We start from the raw sequence: 20,422 nt of genomic DNA, 5'->3' as shown, positions 1-20,422 counted from the left end.
CGATGTATAGAGATTTAAAGCACAAAAAGTAGTTGGTATTTGAGAAAAAACACTTTATAGTAAAACTCAGGGAGGAATAGTAAGTTTATGGAATACGGGATTGCTACCAGTAAATACAAAATCAATAGATAAGGATGATTGAAAATGAAAAGGTTTGGTCGATATTTGATACTATGCACTATGGTTATTGCTCTATTAATGCCATCCACTGTGTTTGCTGCTGATAAGAAATTGCTCAACGAAGCGAGTATTACTTTGTCTAGTGATGTTATTCCCGTGGGTGGAACCACAAAAATAAAAGTTCGCTTACTAGCCGAAATGACCAGTCTTACATATGCAAAATTGACACCTGAAGTTTCTGATGAATCTATACTTACCATTGAATTGGATGGTTACTCAGATTATATTATTACAGGAGTTCAAGAAGGTTCTGCAGAAGTAGTCTTCAACATTCCTGGTTGGTCTGAAGAAAGATTCCCTATTACCGTTCTATCTGAGGCAGATTATGAAGAAAAGATGAAAACGCCACAAGAAGTAATAGATTTCACAACCTATTCTAATCAAATAGCAGCGATTTTTAAATTTGACGAAATTGCCTCTGAGGCATATGTAAAGAACAGAATAGATACAGGTAACAATAGAAAACAACGCTATACAGCGTTTAATAATGTGATCATTCCCAATTACACTAAGTTGGTAATAGAGGCGAAAAAGATCAAAGCACCCAATACAGAATTGCAGGCGTTACATGAAATCTATTTAAAAGCGATTAAGTTGCAATTAGAAGCAATGACAATGATGAAAGAAGCACTATACAAAACAAAGGTTTCTAGTACAGCTATTAATGCCGCAAATAAAAAGATGGATGAAGGCGTGAAGTATGAAGGACAGTTTGTAGATGGGATCAATAAATATCGGAAAAAATATGGTATTTAAGATTAAATTATAATTAAATTCCAAAAACCACGTCAGAGTTTCCTCTAACGTGGTTTTTTTGGATGATAAGCTATTTTTTTGAATAAACAATTTTCTTGATACTATCTCTAGAAAGGCAATATTCATCTGAAAGCTGGTCAACCGTTGCACCAACAGCAAATCTTAGACAGATTTCGATATTTCTAGATCTTAAGTATTTTCTGCTCCCTGATTTTTCGCCCCATTTTACATGTGATTCTTCTGGCTTAGGGATATAAACCATACCACCGTTGATATATTTCTGAATTTCCTCTAATAATTCTTTTGGGAAAATCGTATCTGCATTTACATATTTCATAATCGCTCTGCTCCTTAAACTTTTTAATGAGTTTGAAGGTAGCAAAGTCTATTCTGTAAACAACCCATGCACACTGCACTAGCGGTAAACTCAATTTTTCGCTCTATACAAACAACCGCCGTTGTTTATAAGTCTAGACTTTGCATAGAGCTGATCGCTAATCTTCTCACGATTGTACACCCTCCTTTTTATTGTGTAGTTACTTGTTCCAAAATACGCTCAGCTGTCTTTTCTCCATTCGCAATACAATCCGGAATACCAACTCCATAATAAGAGCATCCGGCAAGGATAACATTAGGATACCTATCTGTCATCTTCTTCTCTAAGGATACTACAATTTGATGATGAAGTTTATGGTAATTTGGCATTACATCATGCCATTTGGTCACATCATAGGTAGCTGGCTGTCCTGTTATCCCGAGACTGGTCTGTATATCTTTCAAAGCCACCTTCAATAGTTCCTCTTCAGATAGCTTGATCAACGAATCATAATGAGGGTTTGAGCTCTTATAAAAGAGTCTGACAAGCAGACGCTGTTGTCCTGACGTATGCTCCCACTTGCGACTTGTCCACGTACACGCATTACATAGAACATCATCGCTGTTGGCAGTGATGAACCCTGTGCCATTCGCAGGCAACTGACTATCAGGGATATTAAATCCTAAATATACACTAATCATTGAACTATTATATAACTGATTGAAATCTTCATTTAGTTCTTCGTCTTGAAGTAGCGCTTGTGCAGTAGAATGCATCGTTCCAAGTACGACAACATCGGAGTCTATGATTCGTCCATCTGCCAAAGTTACCCGGTACTGCTCTCCACGTTTCTCAATTCTCTCGGCACGAATCCCTTTGATGATCTCCGAATTAGAAAGATGTTCTTCCATAGAATCGATCAAGGCAGATACACCACCCTTGAATGACATGAACTTCTTATCGCCATTTCCTAGAAATTTGGCTTTATTAGCGGATAAACCCTGAATAATACTGCCGTATTCATTCTTATAATCAATCAAATAAGGCAGTGTCGAGGCAATTGTAAGTTCACTCAACTTCCCGGAATATACACCTGAAAGAACAGGTGAAATTTGCTTCTCGACAAGTTCCTTTCCTAAAAAAGCTTCTAGAAAATCACCCACGGAATCGTTTTTCGTAAACTTATTATTGGGTGTGTAGAAATCTTTGAGTGCTTCAACCTTTCCTTCAGCTGAGATCAGTTCTGTAGTAGCAAGCGACTCCATACTGAGCGGAATGCCAAAGACTGCATCTTTAGGAATTTGCTTCAGTTTACCTTCTGTATAAATAAAGGATATTCCTGTCGCGTTATATACAACCTCATTTTGTATACCCAACTCTTCAATCAGAGGTGCAACATTCGTTTTGCGGGTGACCATAGAATCTGCCCCAGACTCCATAATGAAGTCTTCTTGTTTTAGTGTTCTGATTTTGCCGCCCAGTCTATCGCTGGCTTCAACCAAAATAATTTTTACATCTAGCTTATTATGCTCTATAGATTTCTGTAAATAGTAAGCGGTGGACAATCCAGTAATTCCCCCGCCAATCACGACAATTGTTCTCAATTCGTTGACACCTACCTCGTGGTTATAATCTGTATCAATTCAATTGTGTACATTATATCATAGGATTTTATAAGAATTTACATACCAACGTGTCAGATATGACACAAAAAAGCCGCGTTAAACGCGGCAATGATGGATAATAGTTATATATTTTCCTGTTTCAATGCATCGATAATGTTCTCTTTTTTCACTTTTGAGCTTGAATATAACATGGCTACGCTAACGATGATAAACACTGCCAAAATGACGCACAAGATACTCATCCACGGAAGTGTGAATCCATAAGAGAAGCTGCTCATCATTGATCTATAGATCAAGTACATAATAACGATACTAATCGGAAGCCCGTATAGTAGTGACTTTATTCCATAAAAAACACTTTCGTAATTAATCATTTTATTAAAACCATTTGGTGTCATCCCCACAGACTTCAGCATTGCGAACTCTCTTTTACGAAGGGATATGCTGGTTGATATCGTATTAAAAATATTCGCAATTGATATTAAAGTAATCAAAGCAATAAAACCATAGGTGAAAATAGACATTAACATGATCATCTGCTCACTATTTTGTCTATTTTGATACACATTTTGAACATAGATATTACGCTCTTTCATTTCCTCTATGGCTTGCTGTGTCGCTAATGGGTCTGTGCTGTTCAAGTTAAGCCGACTTTGAATATCTTTACTCATCGTATCATTTGTTAGTTTATCGAAGACTTGTTCAGAGACGATGATGTTTATTCCACCAACCATTGCTGAATGTACACCCATGGGACGTTTATCAGTTAGAGCGGCAATTTTTACGGGTAATAAATCCGTCGCTTTTTTTGTATCCCAATCCGTATAAAAAAGATCAAGCTTTTGGCCGACTTCAGAGTGAAAAGCTTTGGTCTCGACAATTTTTTTGGCTTTCTCATCCTCAAAAGTAACCGTATCATTCACAATAGCAGTCATCTGATCAAGCTTCGTTAGTTGTTCATAATTTGTGCCGACCGTTTCTGCATAGGTTTTCAAACTCTGTTCATTTAGTGCATAAATCTGAATGTAGTAAGGATATTTCCCGTTCTTTAGAACACTCTTATCCGCCTGCACAATCTCTTGCAATTCTTTCGCCATATTTTTTTCATCAATCCATGAACTCACACTAAGTTCCCTAGTCACATTATATTCCGTTATATTAGGTAATTTGGATATCGATTTCGTCAACCGATCCACTTTTTGAGCGTCCTCAGTCCCCATATATACTTGGATATCATAGTTCAACCCATCCTGTGAGAGTTCTACCGACCTTGTCATATTAGAAGTGAACGCTGATACAGATAAAAACAAAACGATACTAATGACAAGTGAGAACACGGTTGCTTGGTACCTGCGTTTATTTCTCTTTAAATTCTTCAAACCAATTTCTGCTTCAATACCAAACAATCTGCGCACGAACTTGGATGTTTTCACAGCTTTACCAGAGAGCCTAACATCGGTTGTTTGTCTGATCGCATCAATAGCCGAGATCTTTGAAGCCTTTCTGGCTGGAAGATAAGTGGATATAAAAATTGTCAGTATTGAAACTAAACAAGCGGTTAGTAGAGACAGAGGTGTAACAACTAACGTTAATTTTTCTGTTATGCCTAATACATCTTGAATCATTGAATTGATAAACATAAAAGTGATCCCGATGCCTGCTATTCCGCAAATGATCCCAATGGGGATACTAATTAAACCGATAATCATTCCTTCAAAAAACACTGAATTCTGCTTCTGCCACTTTGTAGCCCCTACGCTGGAGAGCATCCCTAAATGACGTGCACGCTCCGAGACAGAGATCGCAAAAGCATTATAGATTAATGAAACGGAACCAATGATAATCACAACCATAATGATCACTGACAATGAAAGAAGTGTGTTACGTAAGCCATCGTTATTCGTCACACCATAGTAGCGGAGCAGACTATTATTATAAGAGATCGACTCGATATTGTTTTCTTTTGCCAATTCCTCTGCATGCTTGTATATGGAGCTATCCACCTTGTTTAATACTACCGTCGCTGTGGTTTTTTCGGCTGCTCCAATCAAGCTTTCATCCACATAACTTAAGGCAGTATAGCCCGGAGACCATGTTGGTTCCCAAGTAGGACGCTTTATCACTCCCACAATCGTATAGTTCATTGGTTTTTTATGAATAATCTTTTCAAGCAGGGTGTCCTCTTCAGTCCGTAATCGTTCATTCTGAGATAGGGGTTGGCCACTATTTTCACCATCGCTAGTGACACGTTCACCAACATCAAGCGTTAAAGTTTCCCCCATCTTGTAAGTGACTTTTGCATTCTTTGCAATCTCCTCAGAAATGACTACTTCGTGGTTTGTCTTCGGGAGTCTACCTTCCAGCAGTTCAATCGGAAATTGTTTAAAACCAGCTGCATTATATTCCTTGATATACCAATAAGGTTTATTCTCATTCTTCCCACCCTCTAAAGGGGCGTAACCACGATCGTTGGAGATCACTAGTGCTTTTGTCGCATCATCTGTTTCTATCGCTTTGAGCTGAGCTTTAGTAACATTTCTATATTGGACATGCCATTCTCCATTTGTCGAGATACTTTGCTTCTTCATTAATTCCATAAAAGAAAAACCTAAGGTCGCGACAGCCGTTACCATAGCTACAGAAATAATGACTCCAATGATAGTAACCAATGTTCTTCGCTTATTCTGTTTCAAATGTCTTATAGTTAATTTGTTTACGATATTCACGGACGAATCACCTCATCTTTAGCGATCCTTCCATCTTCAATAGTAATGACCCGATCTGCTTGCAAGGCAATACGTTCATCGTGAGTAATAACAATAAGTGTTTGATTATACGTTTTATTAAACATTTTTAATAATTCAATAATTTCACTACTATTCTTGCTATCTAGATTACCAGTTGGCTCATCTGCCAGCATAATTGCAGGATTACTAATTAACGCTCTGCCTATGGATACCCGCTGCTGCTGTCCGCCTGATAGCTGATTCGGCAGATGTTTTAAACGATTGTCCAGATTCAACGCCTTCACGGTATCCGCAAACTGTTTCTTATCCACCTTATGCTGATCGAGCAGTAACGGTAGTGTGATATTCTCTTCGACCGTCAACACCGGTATGAGATTATAGAACTGATAAATCAGACCAATTTGTCTGCGTCTAAAGATCGCCAGTTGTGTTTCATTCAAATCGTAAATATCCGTGTTATCTACAAATACTTTGCCGCTTGTCGGTCTATCCACTCCACCTAATAAATGCAAAATGGTTGATTTTCCTGAGCCGGATGGTCCGATAATCGCTACGAATTCACCTTTTTTAATTGAAAACGATACGTCATCCAGAGCCTTTACTGCAGTCTCGCCTTTACCATATGTTTTAGACAGATGTTCAATCTTTAAAATATCCATTGTTAGACCTCCATTTGTTGATGAGATCAGTATATCTGTCTACAATGACTCTCCAGTGACTCTTAAGTGACATTCTAGTCACTAAGCTATAAGTGTTAAATCACTTGCTTGTAAAATTTGATCTGAAATTGTGTACCCTTCCCTACTTCACTCATCACATCAATCGTTCCGTTTTGTTCAGTGATAATACTTTGCGCCAAGGCAAGTCCAATTCCAACGCTGTCTTCGTTTGCATTTGTCCCCTTGTAGAATCGTTTGAAAATATAGGGGATCTCTGCCTTAGGAATTCCTTTGCCATTATCAGTAATGACAATTTCCGTGAACAGCGTGTTTTCTGCAAAAGAAATCGTGATCACTCCCCCAGCAGGTGTATGCTCTACACAGTTTTTCAGAATATTAATCATCGCCTCAGTTGTCCAATTGTAATCGCCTATGAATGAGGTAGCGTCTTCTCCTTCGATTTGGATCCGTTGCTCCTTAATATCCATTGGAATCAGTATGGGCTCCATAGATTTCTGAACAAGCCTCTTTACTTTTATTGAATCTTTTTTAAATTGAATGGTTCCGGCATCGATCTTTGAGAACTTTAATAATGAAGAAACCAGCCAGCCAATCCGATCGAGCTGAAGACTGATTTTCCGCGTAAATTCCATTCTTTTCTCAACGTTCAGTTCAGGGTCGCTTAATAAATCTGCCATCACGGTCATGGAGGTAAGTGGTGTTTTGAGCTGATGGGAGATGTCGGAGATCGCATTGGTAAGCTTTATTTTATCCTCTTGCAACAGCAAACGCTGCTCCGATAACATCAACGTCACCTTATAAATATCATTTTTCAGAATGCTAAGCTCGCCTTCCTGATTATCACGAACATCGAGCGAATAATTACCGCTGCTAATTTGACGTAGATACCCTGAAAGCTTCTCAATTTCGCGGTATCTCCAGCGGGTAAATAATAAACAACAACCTATAAGCAGAACTGAAGTTACCGCCGTGATCCCCATCGCCCCTGATGAAATAAATGCCGTTACTATAATCGCCAGAAGGCTGATCGTAGACATCGTTAGTAATAACCATCTAAATTCTTTGTTACGTAACATCCTAATCACCAACCTTATACCCTAAACCGCGTACTGTTTTGATTAAGGTGGGCTCTTGCGGGTTATCCTCTAACTTTTCCCGTAAGCGTTTAATATACACAGACAATGTATTATCATTTACAAATTCTCCGGCGACATCCCAAATCCGCTCTAACAATTGATTTCTGGAAAGGACTTGTCCCACATGATTAGCAAATATCAGAAGCAGACGATATTCTAATGCTGTTAGCAGAACTTCATTGCCGTTCTTATACACTTTTCCTTCTAGCGTATTAATCCGTACATTCTCTAGTTCAAAATTAGACGGGGTCTGAGCCTGCTTGTTATATCTCCTTAACACCGATTTAATGCGTGATAACAGCTCACGAATCCGAAATGGCTTAGTTATGTAATCGTCTGCTCCCATATCAAGTCCCATCACTACATTGACCTCATCATCAATCGCAGTTAAAAAGATGACCGGAATATCGCTCCGTTCCTTCACGATCTTACACAGATCATATCCGCTGCCATCCGGTAGAGAGAGATCAAAAATGCAAAGTGTTACTTCAGATATCTGCTCCGCCAACACCCTCCTAGCAGAGGTTGCATCATAACATAAAATAGTTTCAAAATGATCCTGCTGCAAGGAATATTCAAGTCCTGACGCAATGGTTCTATCGTCCTCTACGAGCAATATTTTCATATATGTTCATCCTAACCTAATAATTTGCGAAACCGTCATATTGAAAAAGCGCTACACTTATATTGATGAATTTGCTGAAATCCTAAACGAAGAGCTAGCTTTTGGGAAGCTTCATTATCTAATGAACAGTCCCAATAAGGTGTAAAACCATTTGCAAGTATATCTCCCGCTACTAAAGCCGCTAAATGGGTCCCCACTCCTCTATTCTGATACTTGGAGAGGGTTTCAATTCCGATAGCATGAGTATCCACAGTAACGAAACTAGAATAACATACACCAATGATCTCAGCTCCCTCAATAGCAGCATATCCATAGCCTGTTGCCTTAAAGCCTTTTTTCGATGACCAGAATAAATCAATATTCTCATGTACAAATTCCATGTGCTTTAAATCTAAGTTCTCCCAATCCTGTATTTTAAGATTTATAGTTCTAATCCCATTATTAAGGGACTCAGCGGGCTTGTGGAATAACTTGAACACCATTTGTTCAAAAGGATATAGCTTCCTAGAAGGAAACATCAATGCCAGATCCCATTCATCGTGTTGACCTGAGACTTCAAAATACTCCAGCCCAAGCTTTTTCATCCTCGGTGCAATATGACTGGATACATAACTATCTAAGCTTTTGATAAATATCCCATTGGTGTGATCGCCTATAATATAAAATCCTTGCATCCCCTTACTCCATACCAACGCGCTTTTCGGTGTTACAAGTTGATCTACAAAAATCCAGCCCGGATTATTTCCCTCGATGATGGAGAGAATTTCAGGATGAATAAGAGCACCTGTAAGTAACGGTTTCACTTCAATAAAATCCTGTTGAGATAATTCAAGCATATGAACACTCCTCGCCAACAATTTATCTAAATAACTGAGCAATACTTAAAAGAATAATTCCCCTTTGTATATTCTATAAGATAATTCAACAGATTGCTTATTATTAAATCCGATCCGGGTATCCTAAATAAAAAAGAATTGAACCCAATGCTTAACGCACAGGCCCAATCCTTTATTTGGAGTATCCATAATGACCGAAATCAGCTTGCATTATTGACCTATCATACCACCGTCGACTGTATATAGAGAACCCGTTACGAATGAAGCCTCATCCGACAGAAGGAAGTTCATCACAGCGGCAACTTCTTGCGGTTCACCGTAGCGACCCATTGGTGTTGCAGCTTCGTTAGCTGCCTTGTATTCTTCTGCACTTCCGAAATTATTCTCAATTTTACGCATCATTTGTGTATTGATCGTTCCTGGCAGTACCGCATTAACACGAATGCCAAGTGGTGCAAGCTCATTTGCAGCTACGCGAGTCAGACCAATTACAGCATGCTTAGACATAATGTAAGGGGCCATGCCTGGTGCGCCCATGAGTCCTGCCAGAGAAGAAGTGTTCAGAATAGCACCTGAGTTTTGTTTTTTCATCACAGGAATTACATAGTGTAGTCCAAGAAATACACCACGTACATTGACGTTGTATACAAGATCAAGTGCTTTGACGTTAAGCTCTTCGATTTGACCTGCTGGACCTTCAATTCCGGCATTGTTTGCAAAATAATCAATGGCACCAAATTTTTCTACCGCTTTATTAACATAATTCTGAACGTCTTCTTCATTAGAGACATCCGCAGCTACAGCTAAAGAGTTAGATTCATTTAAGCCTAAATCTTGGATAACATTTTTTATCGCTTCTTCATTCAGATCGACAAGTACAAGATTCAGTTTACGATCAGACAATCGACGGGCAAGCTCCTTACCGATTCCTCCTGCAGCTCCAGTAATTACAGCAGTTTTTACATATGATTCACTCATTGTATATTCGCATCCTTTGTTATGAATTGGCTATATATTATAGTCTTAGGAGATGGGATAACCTATCTCTATTACTAGAGTACACCCCATTAGTTAATCTGTTCAATAATCAGAATTTTAATCAATGTCGCCTAACCAACAGAACTGATCTCTGTGTTTACTTATGTCTAAATCTTGAACATTGGCTGATCTTTTGTTACTTTTAAAGTAGGAATTATAAATGAACGATAAAAAGATCATAGCTGGGGGTAGTTTTTTTGATACAGGAAGAGCATGAAGACAGAAGAACCAGAAGAACACGCCAAGCTCTGAAATCTGCATTCATTGAACTAATATTGGAAAATAGTTATGATTCAGTTACGATATTGGACGTGACTAATCGAGCGGATTACAATCGAGGGACTTTTTATAAGCATTTTGAGAGTAAAGAGGCTTTGCTTAACGAAATACATGATGAATTTCTACAGGGCATAGGTGAAGCGCTAATAGACCCTTATGAGGGATTGGATCGTATTGAGGCAACAGAGGTTTTCCCTTCCATTTTGCAATTGTTCGAATATATTGAGGGGCATAAAGCTGAGTTTTTGGCCTTATCCGCTGTGGAACGAGGGAAAATGACTGTTGAACTGTTCGACCGTTTACGGGAATCCATGCGTGAGGATATGCGGATTGAGATAGAAGCTGATGCTGCTCCCGTGGATTATGAAATTATGTTGAGTTACCAAATGTCTGCTACAGTAGGTGTCATTATGCACTGGGCTGAAGTCAATTTCAAATATTCGGCGAGCTATATGGCAGAACAGTTAATTACACTGGTTAACAGCAAAATAGACCATATAGCGTTTATGAAAAAATCAAATGGATAAGAAACGAAACGCAAGCAGCTAATACGGAAACAAAAATTCAAGAAACCAGAGCATTGAGAGATGATCTCAAATGCTCTGGTTTTTTAGTGTAGCAGTGCTCTACTCAGCGAATATCTTTTACTCGAATATTATTTCCTAACAGACTGGCATCACTACTTAATTTAAATGTAGGGTAATTTGCATCTGCTTCAAGTCGCATCTGTTCATCAAATAAAGATTCCTGTTGACGATCAACAAAAAATGTAAAAGGCTCTTTCTGAACTTCAATATCTGTAGCATAGGGTTCACTAATGATCTGAATTACGATCACGCCATTACAACCACAACCCTCTGTATCGAAGAACAATTTAAAATCACCTGGCCGTTCCCCAAGGTTCTCTTTTAACTTATCTACTGTTAGTGCGTTTAGTTCTATGTGCATAAGATACTCTACTCCTTATTTTGTAATTTAGACTACCCTTCAATCGATTCATCGTTGCTTGCCCCAGGCGGGACAATTGGATAGACATTTGTTTCTTCGATGACATCAAATTCCATAATAGCAGGACCTTCGGTATTCATAGCATGTTGGATTATGGCTTTAGCCTCTTCTTTAGTGCTGACTTGATAACCTTGTGCACCAAAGGATTTAGCGAGTGCGGCAAAGTCAGGTGAACTAATCTGTACGGCTGAGTATCTTTTGTTCAAGAATAGTTCCTGCCACTGACGCACCATTCCTAAATAACCATTTTTCAAAATAACTACTTTTACATTGAGCTGCAAATCTACAGCTGTCATGATTTCCTGCATATTCATTTGAAAGCTTCCATCCCCACTTATACATACAACCTGCCGTTCCGGAAAAGCAACTGCTGCTCCAATAGCTGCAGGAAACCCGTAACCCATAGTACCCAATCCTCCAGAGGTTAGAAAGGTACGCGGCTTTTTAAAATTATAGTGATGTGCTGTCCAGATTTGATGTTGTCCTACATCCGTGGAAATAATAGCATCGGAGACAGTTGCATGATCAACGTACCGAATAACGTCTTGAGGTGTCAATCTCGATTCATGATGATCTCTAAATGGTTGAATTGGACATCTGCTCCATTCATTGATCTGGTCATGCCATTCAGGAATCTTTCTATCTGATAAGCGATTAAGCATTTCCTGTAATACGTTTGTTATAGAATCACAAAGAGCTAGATCCATCTCTATATTTTTATCAAATTCAGCTTCATCTATGTCCACTTGGATTTTATACGAATGAGGAGAGAACGCTCTGCGTTTTCCTGTTACACGATCACTAAATCTGACGCCTAGACAAACTAGAACATCAGCTGCTTGTATAGCGCGGTTCGCGGCCACCGTTCCATGCATACCTACCATTCCTAAGTGCAATGGATGATCAGATGGAAACGCCCCTATACCCATCAGAGTAGAAGCAACTGGAAGATCGAGACGTTCTGCCAAATTAAGCAATAAGGAAGGGGTTTCACCTGCTACACATCCCCCGCCGATCAATAGTAAGGGTCTGGCAGCATTCCGAAGTTTCTCCGCCATCGTATCCAAGTCATTCCCATTAGACTGATTAGCAACTGAATATCCACGAATAGAAACAAATGATTGTTGTTCGGAAATTTCGTATATTATTGGAGTTGTGTCCATCATAACATTTTTAGGCAGATCAATAAGAACAGGGCCAGGACGTCCTGTAGTTGCCAAATAAAAAGCTTCATCAATGATGCGTGGGAGATCACTCTTATTCATTACTATGTAATTATGCTTCGTGATGGACATGGTCATGCCATAAATATCAACCTCCTGAAAGCTGTCTAATCCAATCATATCCGTGGGGACCTGACCAGTTAGTACGATCAGTGGAATGGAGTCCATAAAAGCTGTCGCTATTCCAGTTATAGCATTGGTGGCTCCAGGACCACTAGTTACGAGTGTAACGCCTACACTTCCTGTCGCTCTCGCGTAACCATCTGCGGCATGTACTGCAGCCTGTTCATGCCGTACTAAAATATGCTCTAATCCTTCACAATCGAACAATGCATCATATACAGGCAGTACGGCCCCACCGGGGTAACCAAAAATCGTTGAAACACCTTTCCTCAATAACAAGTCTACTAACAATTCCGCTCCCGACATTAGATAATTTCTCCTTTCCTTCTATGCTCCAGATTTACTGCTTTGGCAAAGTATAAATCGATTTTCTTCTCCTCTCGTGTGACTGCCATCACTTCTAATTTGACAGTCATGCGTCCGAGAATAGGTTATTCATAACAAAAAAAAGCATGAACCCTTATGGGTCCACGCTTACAAATTTATTAGCTCTATTTAGAGGATTGATTTAAGCCGACTTTTGAGTCTCCCGGGCACCGCCTAGCTTAAACACTAGAATACCGCCAACAATCACAAGTACTCCGACCAACTGCTTCCAAGTGAAAGGAACCTTCTCAAGCCCTAACCAGCCGAGGGAATCCCACAATAAAGCGAATCCAAGCTGAGAGATTAACACGATAGAGATCGCATAGGTTGGTCCAAGCCGCTTGGTCCCTTGCACGAGACAGATTACAACTCCCACTCCGATCAATCCGCTGATCCAATACCAGGGCTCCATGTTTCGCAAAGTAAATATACGGTTGCCTTCAAAGATAAGACTCATGATAAAAGAAGCCAGAAATCCCATGCCTAACACTAATGTCGTTGTAGCCCAAGATCCAACCTTCTCATTAACCTTCGTATTAAATATATTTTGCAGGCTCACTAGTGAGCCCGCGATAAGCGCTAATATCAAACCTATAATCATAACTTCATTCCTCCATTTATCGATTATCCATCAGGATCATTTAGAATTTCAGGATCACGACGCCAGCAATCATTAACGCGATACCGATAAATTGTGGCAGTCTCATCTTTCGTTTTTCCATCCCGAACCAGCCTTTAATATCGATGATGAAGGTCAAGCATAGCTGAGCAATCAGCAATGTGGATATCGTAAACGTTACACCAATCTGCTGAATAGCTGTTACCTCACTGAAAATAATGACTGCGGCAAAGGCGCCGCCAATCAAATATAAAGGTTTTACCTGTTTAAAGCCCTGTGATTTGCCATCTCGGACGAATAGCAGGATTAATAAGGACATTATAAACCCAGTTAGCTGTGTAATTGTCGCAGCTTGCCAAGTCCCAATATCTTGACTAATTCGAGCATTAGATACTCCTTGCAGAGTGATACAAGCCCCCGCTAAAAACGCAAATATAATTCCTCTCATTTCTCTCTCTCCTCAACTTCGATCTCTTACATATTAAAAAGCAATTCAGGCCTTTAAAAAAGGACATCTGTCCTAAACCAAAATAAACGATGTTGTTGCCCCTATAAGCCTTTCATATATTTTCAAAAAAAAGACCGCCTCAAGCCATCTCTTAGGCTTAAAACGGGCTTTCAGAACTTTAAATTGTGGATTAGGAAAGTAATTTATGCTCATGCAATTGATCAAAAATGATCTGTGTAACGACTGAAACACCATTTCGATCCTTATAAGATAACCAGGATAACTCTTCAATTTCCGACGCAGGACTAAGTGTACCTTCAAAATCGGCGATATAACATGTCATTTTAACTATGACGCCTTCAGCTTTACCGTGAGCTTCCGCTTCAAAGGTTCCAAAATAGGAGATGGTTTCTGTTTTAATACGAACAGAGATCTCTTCCTCGATTTCGCGCACGAGCGTCTCCTCGTCTGTTTCTCCAGCTTCTCTTTTTCCTCCAGGCAAATAATAGGTATCTTTCCCTTTGGAACGCGCACACAAAACTTGTCCATTCTGAATATGAATCCATGCAATTTTATCAATGATTGTAGTCATACAGTTCTCCCCATATTTTTTTCTAATAATTATATCATACAGCCAAGACCATCTATTTATACAACGTCTATATTTGATTTTTGTATGTGCAGCTTAGCTTTGGCCTGAGGTACATGATGAAGCAAATAGTACGCAGCAAGAGAAAGAAGTGTTACTCCCCTCGCAACCTCATACATCATTCGGTAATCCGTATAAGAAGCAATTAAACCCATGAAATACGAGCCCGCTCCATAACCCAAATCAAAAAACAAGAAAAAGGTCCCATTCGCACTACCTCTACGATCTTTAGCCGCTAATTTAAGCGCAAGAGTCTGGAAACATGGCATAAGTGCACCATATCCAATTCCCATAATGACACCAGACATCATTAACATCAAACCAGACCGAGCTTGACTTAAACTAAGCAATCCAACGGCGAAGATTAGAATTCCGGGATAGATGAGAATATGCTCATTATATTTATCGAATACTTTACCTATAACCGGGCGAAACAATACAATCATAATTGCAAAAGCCACAAAAAAATAACCAGTAAGCTGTGATTGATGAATTTCTTTCGTAAAAGAAGCTATAAATCCAGACAAGGAGCTGTAGGAAAAAGCAAGCGTAAATCCGACAAGTGAAATCGGCAAGGCTTTTGGCTCGATTACGTCTCTCCAGCGGAGCCCTTTTCGCGTCTTCGCAGGTTCCTTAATAGCTTCAATAACGTTAGCCTTATCTTCTTTTGGCATCCGAACACCTAACGTGAATAACAGCGAAAGAGCAGCAATCACACATACGCCTAACAGTAATACATTAATATTCTCATCTTTCCAGAGAAAAAGCCCCAATGCGGGTCCAATGACCATAGCAATGCTCATAAACATGCTAAAATAACCGATGCCTTCTCCTTGACGTGAATAAGGAATTAGCGTCGAGGCTATTGTACTTGTAGCTGTAGAGGCAACAGCATAACTCATTCCGTGTAGGAAACGAATCACCAGGAATAATACAATTCCATTAGATCCGAAGTAACCAATACAGGCGATTAGAAAAATGGTTAGGCCAATAACCGCCATTTTCTTTTTACCGAATTTATCGACCCATTGTCCCGAAAAAGGACGGATCAACACTCCCCCTATTACATAGATAGTAATCGCTAACCCCATTTGCTGCTGATTCCCGTGCAAACTTTCCTTTACGTATAACGGGAATGCAGTTGCCAGAATGTAAAAGGTCAGGAACATAAAAAAACTACTTAAGCAAACAACAATAAAATTGCGGGTCCATATTTTCTCTCTAATCACAACAGACTCTCTCCATCCTACCTATAACTTTTTATATGTTACAATAGTATAGGACTGAAAATTAATTAAGTAAAATACATATTATATGATCGATAGATCACATTAGAGTTATAAGTAAAGTGAGGTTTTTGTTATGGAATTCCTTCAGCTTCAATATTTTCAGGCAGTTGCACGCCATGAACACATGACTAAGGCCGCAAAAGAATTAAATGTATCTCAGCCCTCCCTTAGTAATTCCATACAGCGTTTAGAGAAAAACTTAGGTGTTCCCTTATTCGAGCGACAAGGCAGAAATATAAAATTGAACGAATTCGGCAAAACCTATCTGCAACGCGTCGAGCAAGCTTTTATGGAACTTGAAGAAGGACAGCGTGAGCTCACAGATATGGCTGGACTTGAACATGGAGTAATTTCCATTGCGGCCACACTCCCGTATGTATTGCCCACTTTACTAAAAGAATTTCTTACCCTTCATCCGCATGTACGGATCATCCAACGCCAGCTTGGCTCTGCGTTAGAAATGAGAAATGATTTAGAGAGTGCAGCGATTGATTTTTGCATATCATCTACACCTGTTACCGGACCAGATATCGAGTGGCATACCTTAGCAGAAGAAGAATTATGTTTAACTGTGCCCAAGAACCATCACTTTGCTAATCGAAAGAGTATTTCTTTGATAGAAGCTGCAGGTGAGAATTTCATTTCTTTATCTTCTAGATATAATTTCCGTGAAATTTCAGATGAATTTTGCCGACAAGCTGGATTTGAACCTCAAATTACGTTCGAGCTTGAAGAAGTAAGCGCCATTCAAACCCTAGTAGAAATGGGACTAGGAATCACCTTCACCCTCCCTCTCTCCTTAGGCAGAAGAAGTCAAAATACCGAAATTGTTCAATTAAAAATAACAGATCCGCTATGTCAACGCTCTTTTGGCATCGCATGGAGCAGAAAGCACTTTTTATCGCAAGCAGCTATACATTTCCGGAAATTTGCTGTGGATTTTTTTAGTAAACCTCATGAATATAATTAAGGTGAAAACTACTATGCTAAGCATTTTTAGTTATACCAAGATGATTGTAAAGCGTACATATCTGCATAAATCCCTTTATTATTTATTAAGTCTTGATGCTGCCCCACTTCAGCTATACTTCCATTATCAATAACATAGATCGTATCCACATTTTTCGCCCAGCCCAGTCTATGTGAAATGAAGATGGCAGCTTTATCTTGGCAGATATCTAATAATTGTGTATAGATCTGCATCTCAGCATTCGGATCAATCGCAGAAGTAGGTTCGTCAAACACTATAAGATCCACATCATTATATAACGCACGCGCTATCGCCAGCTTTTGCCACTGTCCGCCTGATAGCTGCCTGCTTCCTTCAAGCATTTGACCTAACCTTACATCTAGTCCCCCTAATTCGTAAAACAAATCCATCAGCTCACATTTTTCCAGAATACTTAGTATTTTCACATCGTCCGGCGAAGATTTGGCATCCCCCAACAGGATGTTTTCTCTTAGTGTCAGTTCGAATTTAATAGAATGCTGGTACACGACGGATACTTTACCTTGAGGTTCTGGACTGTCTTTCCAGTAAATAGATCCAGAACTAGCAGTGTACTGCCCTAATAACAATTTGATCAAGGTAGACTTTCCTGCTCCATTTTCTCCAACGATGGCTATTTTCTCACCGGGCTTTATGACCATATTGATGTTAGATAAAACATACTTACTGGATTTGGCGTATTTAAAATAGACATTTGAAACGGTAATAGGAAGCATAGCTTCAGAGCTGTTATTGATATTATTTTTTCGAAAATCTCTATTTTTATAGGTAAGCACTTCATTTAAGTCATATAATTTACTGCTGCTGATGTAAAGCTTGCTTAGCGGCCAGGTCAAACTCATGATTTTACCACCACAAGTTAACAAAGCCAGAAATAATACTGAGATTGTCCCCACAATAACTGTATTTGACTCCCCCATTTTACTTAACAGATAGACCAATACGATAAAAATAGCACTCGTCTGAACCATAGCCACAATCATCCCTGTTTTGATTTCGAATTTCCTCGCACTATACCTTTTATCATGCTGCTTCTTCATAAGCTTTGCCCAGAGATCCGTAAAATAGGAGATAGAGTTATAGATTCGCATTTCCCTAATCGCATTAGGATCTTCCAAAGTTACAGCTAGATAATCCCCCATTCTTCCGTCAAAAGTAAGCTCTCGCCCTGTTCTTCTAACTTTAATCTCAGTAAACATTCGAAAAGATAAAGTAGATACGATCATTAAACCCACCACCAGTGTGACTAAAAAATATCCACTTGTAGCCGATAACCAGATGATACTTATAAGTCCTGAGATATTTCCTACACTGGACACCAAAAAACCAGTAATTCCCTCTAAATCTTCTCCAACTATTGTTTTAGCTCTTTGCAGCTTGTTCCCAAACTCTTCATCATCAAAATCCTCAAAGTCAACTTGGTTTGCAATATCTATCAGCTCGGATTGGAAAGCGAGAGTTAGTTCCGCATTCATTCGACTTTTCATTATGTTGGTTATACTCAATGAACAGGCTTGTACTCCATGAATTAAAACAAACCATAGAATCGGAATAAAGGTTATCGCACCAGCAGCTACTGCATTAATGATATGAACTTGAACAGAATACGAGTAAAAAGTTAATAATCCACTGATTATAGGAACTATGATCGTTATTGTTGAGATTACTGGACTTATTCCAATCATCCGTGCCAGTATCGTTAAAATATTCTTAAGGTCTCTTCTCAGCAGAATCTCTCCTTTCTCAGCCATATAAAGAGGACTGGCGGTTAAACATTCCCCTGTACTTACCATCCAAAATCATTAATTCTTCATGTGTTCCACTTTCAACGATTTGTCCATGCTCAAACAGAAAAATTCTATCAACAAATTTGGACATATATAGCCGATGTGTCACAATAATGGAGGTCTGCTGCTCTCCTAATTTCATAAAGGTTTCAAACGCCTGCTGTTCCGCGTAAGGATCGAGGGCTGCAGTAGGTTCATCAAAAATCGTAAGCGAGCCGTTGTTGAGATAAGCACGTGCAATCGCAAGTCTTTGCCATTGTCCACCAGACAGATCGATCCCCCCAAACTGTGGACCTACTAAAGTGTCCAACGCAACACCATAGGAATCAGCTTCTGCTTTTCTCATCGCAGCTAATAATCTTGAATCGTCATACATGGCAGCAATATTCCCCATGGCTATGTTTTCTCGAATTGGTCTATGTAATTTAGTGAAATCCTGAAATACAACTCTCACACCCTTTGTGACGTTATGAGCCAGAACTTCCTGCTCTCCATTAAACCACTGGATGTTTCCCGCTGTTGGATGATATAACCCTGCTATCAGCTTGATGAGCGTGGATTTTCCTGAACCATTCTCACCTACAAAAGCAACTCGTTCACCAGGTTTGAGGATCATGTTTATATTTTTAAGCGTGTCCTCTGCATTGGTTGCATAACGATAATTCAACTGCTGAATTGTGATCTGCATCGCATCGGTATTCCTTATGGAATCTTCCGGATCTCTTTGAACTTGCTCTTCAAGTTCCAAATACGCACTATACTCATTGAAGCGCAAGCGACTTTTGGTCAGATCAGAATACATCCTTGTTAGTGCAGGAATGACAATAAATAATTGACTAGATATCTGAAGTAATAATACGAAAAGTCCGGCGCTCTGCCCGCTACCTCCAAGCGTAATTGCTAAAATAGCAATCGTAAGCCCGTTTAATAAAGTCATTATTATACTTTGGGAGAAGCTTAAGGTCTCAGATAAAATAACTTTTCGGTGCATTTGTTTGAAATTTCCATTGAAGATTTCTTTCATTGTGGTAACCAAGTAGGAGGACATTCCGTACATTCTTACTTCCGGGAGGGTATTTCTACTAACCAGCAAATCAACGATATAATTAATCATTCGTACAGAGGAGGTTTGATTCGCTGAAATGGCCTCTACTTTCCGAGACATCCATCTCATGAGGTAAAGCTGCAGAATTTGTACAACTAAAATGAACACTGCCAGGATATAAAAGCCATAACAGGATAGAACTACGATTAGTGCGATTAATGTTATAAAGTGGATTGTCACTCCGGTCCATTGATCTAATAAATCGATCAGGGAAAGCCGTTTTGCTTTTTCTCTAATCGTTTTTGTTGCGGGGTCTTCCAATAAAGCCGTCGATAATTTAGAGGTCTTAGCCAAAATACTATGTTCCAGTTCATAAATACTGGTTGCCGTTAAATTGGTTACAGAAATGGCTCGAAGAGAACCATTGATGCCAGCCAGATATAAAATTAACATCAGTGAACTTACCAATAGTAAGATATGTAGGTAGGCGTTAGGCGTGAAGTTCTGAATGAGGTCAACCACATATTTCGTTATGAACAGCTCGGCAAATAGAATTGGTGGGCTCAGCAGGTTAGTGATAAAATATAAAAGTGAGTTTCTTTTGTCTTTTACATAGAGCAGTTTTACAACGTAGAGAA

At 39.3% G+C, this 20,422-nt stretch carries 19 protein-coding genes; 3 read left to right on the top strand and 16 right to left on the bottom strand.

Features of this window, described 5'->3' with window-relative positions; genetic code table 11:
* The first annotated feature begins 144 nt into the window (after positions 1–144).
* A complete protein-coding gene (locus tag MKX34_RS15105) occupies positions 145–936 on the top strand; it encodes a hypothetical protein (RefSeq protein ID WP_076105639.1) in 792 nt (263 codons plus the stop codon).
* A gap of 70 nt (positions 937–1,006) precedes the next feature.
* On the opposite strand, the gene MKX34_RS15100 is transcribed toward MKX34_RS15105, so the two are convergent.
* From MKX34_RS15100 to MKX34_RS15065, 8 genes are all read right to left on the bottom strand, one after another.
* Complete coding sequence (locus MKX34_RS15100; protein ID WP_038570858.1) at positions 1,007–1,273, bottom strand: CD3324 family protein; 267 nt, start codon at positions 1,271–1,273, stop codon at positions 1,007–1,009.
* Between the two features lie 188 nt (positions 1,274–1,461).
* Positions 1,462–2,856, bottom strand: coding sequence for a protoporphyrinogen oxidase (locus tag MKX34_RS15095; RefSeq protein WP_076105638.1), 1,395 nt, complete (start codon positions 2,854–2,856; stop codon positions 1,462–1,464).
* A 143-nt stretch (positions 2,857–2,999) separates the two neighbouring features.
* Positions 3,000–5,603, bottom strand: a complete 2,604-nt coding sequence (locus tag MKX34_RS15090) for an FtsX-like permease family protein (protein WP_076105637.1) — start codon at positions 5,601–5,603, stop codon at positions 3,000–3,002.
* Positions 5,600–6,283, bottom strand: coding sequence for an ABC transporter ATP-binding protein (locus MKX34_RS15085; protein WP_036678042.1), 684 nt, complete (start codon positions 6,281–6,283; stop codon positions 5,600–5,602). Before MKX34_RS15085 ends, MKX34_RS15090 begins: the two co-directional genes overlap by 4 nt.
* Positions 6,284–6,378: 95 nt before the next feature.
* Positions 6,379–7,380, bottom strand: coding sequence for a HAMP domain-containing sensor histidine kinase (locus MKX34_RS15080; RefSeq protein WP_076105636.1), 1,002 nt, complete (start codon positions 7,378–7,380; stop codon positions 6,379–6,381).
* A 1-nt stretch (position 7,381) separates the two neighbouring features.
* Positions 7,382–8,065, bottom strand: coding sequence for a response regulator transcription factor (locus MKX34_RS15075; protein WP_036678046.1), 684 nt, complete (start codon positions 8,063–8,065; stop codon positions 7,382–7,384).
* 35 nt (positions 8,066–8,100) lie between these two features.
* Entirely contained in the window at positions 8,101–8,943 is an 843-nt protein-coding gene (locus MKX34_RS15070) for a GNAT family N-acetyltransferase (protein ID WP_339205315.1), read from the bottom strand.
* A 168-nt stretch (positions 8,944–9,111) separates the two neighbouring features.
* Positions 9,112–9,879: an SDR family NAD(P)-dependent oxidoreductase gene (locus MKX34_RS15065; RefSeq protein WP_036678050.1), complete on the bottom strand. Its 768-nt coding sequence runs from the start codon at positions 9,877–9,879 to the stop codon at positions 9,112–9,114.
* Positions 9,880–10,136: 257 nt separating this feature from the next.
* Here MKX34_RS15065 and MKX34_RS15060 point away from each other — a divergent pair, with 257 nt between their 5' ends.
* Complete coding sequence (locus MKX34_RS15060; RefSeq protein ID WP_076105634.1) at positions 10,137–10,745, top strand: TetR/AcrR family transcriptional regulator; 609 nt, start codon at positions 10,137–10,139, stop codon at positions 10,743–10,745.
* A 103-nt stretch (positions 10,746–10,848) separates the two neighbouring features.
* Here the strand turns inward: MKX34_RS15060 and MKX34_RS15055 are convergent, their stop codons facing one another.
* From MKX34_RS15055 to MKX34_RS15030, 6 genes are all read right to left on the bottom strand, one after another.
* Positions 10,849–11,166: an iron-sulfur cluster biosynthesis family protein gene (locus MKX34_RS15055; RefSeq protein ID WP_038570840.1), complete on the bottom strand. Its 318-nt coding sequence runs from the start codon at positions 11,164–11,166 to the stop codon at positions 10,849–10,851.
* Positions 11,167–11,198: 32 nt separating this feature from the next.
* Positions 11,199–12,878 carry a biosynthetic-type acetolactate synthase large subunit gene (gene ilvB / locus MKX34_RS15050; RefSeq protein WP_076105633.1) on the bottom strand — a complete coding sequence of 560 codons (1,680 nt, stop codon included), beginning with the start codon at positions 12,876–12,878 and terminating at the stop codon, positions 11,199–11,201.
* A gap of 202 nt (positions 12,879–13,080) precedes the next feature.
* Positions 13,081–13,539, bottom strand: coding sequence for a DMT family transporter (locus tag MKX34_RS15045; RefSeq protein WP_036678062.1), 459 nt, complete (start codon positions 13,537–13,539; stop codon positions 13,081–13,083).
* 40 nt (positions 13,540–13,579) lie between these two features.
* Positions 13,580–14,005, bottom strand: coding sequence for a DMT family transporter (locus tag MKX34_RS15040; RefSeq protein WP_036678064.1), 426 nt, complete (start codon positions 14,003–14,005; stop codon positions 13,580–13,582).
* A 190-nt stretch (positions 14,006–14,195) separates the two neighbouring features.
* The gene (locus MKX34_RS15035) at positions 14,196–14,597 is read right to left on the bottom strand and encodes an NUDIX domain-containing protein (RefSeq protein WP_076105632.1); all 402 of its coding nucleotides are present in this window, start codon (positions 14,595–14,597) and stop codon (positions 14,196–14,198) included.
* Positions 14,598–14,653: 56 nt separating this feature from the next.
* Positions 14,654–15,883, bottom strand: coding sequence for an MFS transporter (locus MKX34_RS15030; protein ID WP_076296726.1), 1,230 nt, complete (start codon positions 15,881–15,883; stop codon positions 14,654–14,656).
* A 133-nt stretch (positions 15,884–16,016) separates the two neighbouring features.
* On the opposite strand from MKX34_RS15030, the gene MKX34_RS15025 reads away from it, so the two are divergent.
* On the top strand, positions 16,017–16,913 hold the full coding sequence (locus MKX34_RS15025) for a LysR family transcriptional regulator (RefSeq protein WP_076105630.1): 897 nt from the start codon (positions 16,017–16,019) through the stop codon (positions 16,911–16,913).
* Positions 16,914–16,939: 26 nt separating this feature from the next.
* On the opposite strand, the gene MKX34_RS15020 is transcribed toward MKX34_RS15025, so the two are convergent.
* Positions 16,940–18,703, bottom strand: coding sequence for an ABC transporter ATP-binding protein (locus MKX34_RS15020; protein ID WP_076105629.1), 1,764 nt, complete (start codon positions 18,701–18,703; stop codon positions 16,940–16,942).
* On the bottom strand, positions 18,696–20,252 hold the full coding sequence (locus tag MKX34_RS15015; RefSeq protein ID WP_339205309.1) for an ABC transporter ATP-binding protein: 1,557 nt from the start codon (positions 20,250–20,252) through the stop codon (positions 18,696–18,698). Before MKX34_RS15015 ends, MKX34_RS15020 begins: the two co-directional genes overlap by 8 nt.
* Positions 20,253–20,422 lie beyond the last annotated feature (170 nt).

Source organism: Paenibacillus sp. FSL R5-0636 (assembly GCF_037974255.1).
Classification (GTDB): domain Bacteria; phylum Bacillota; class Bacilli; order Paenibacillales; family Paenibacillaceae; genus Paenibacillus_AQ; species Paenibacillus_AQ odorifer.
This window is presented reverse-complemented; position numbering and strand designations above follow the sequence as displayed.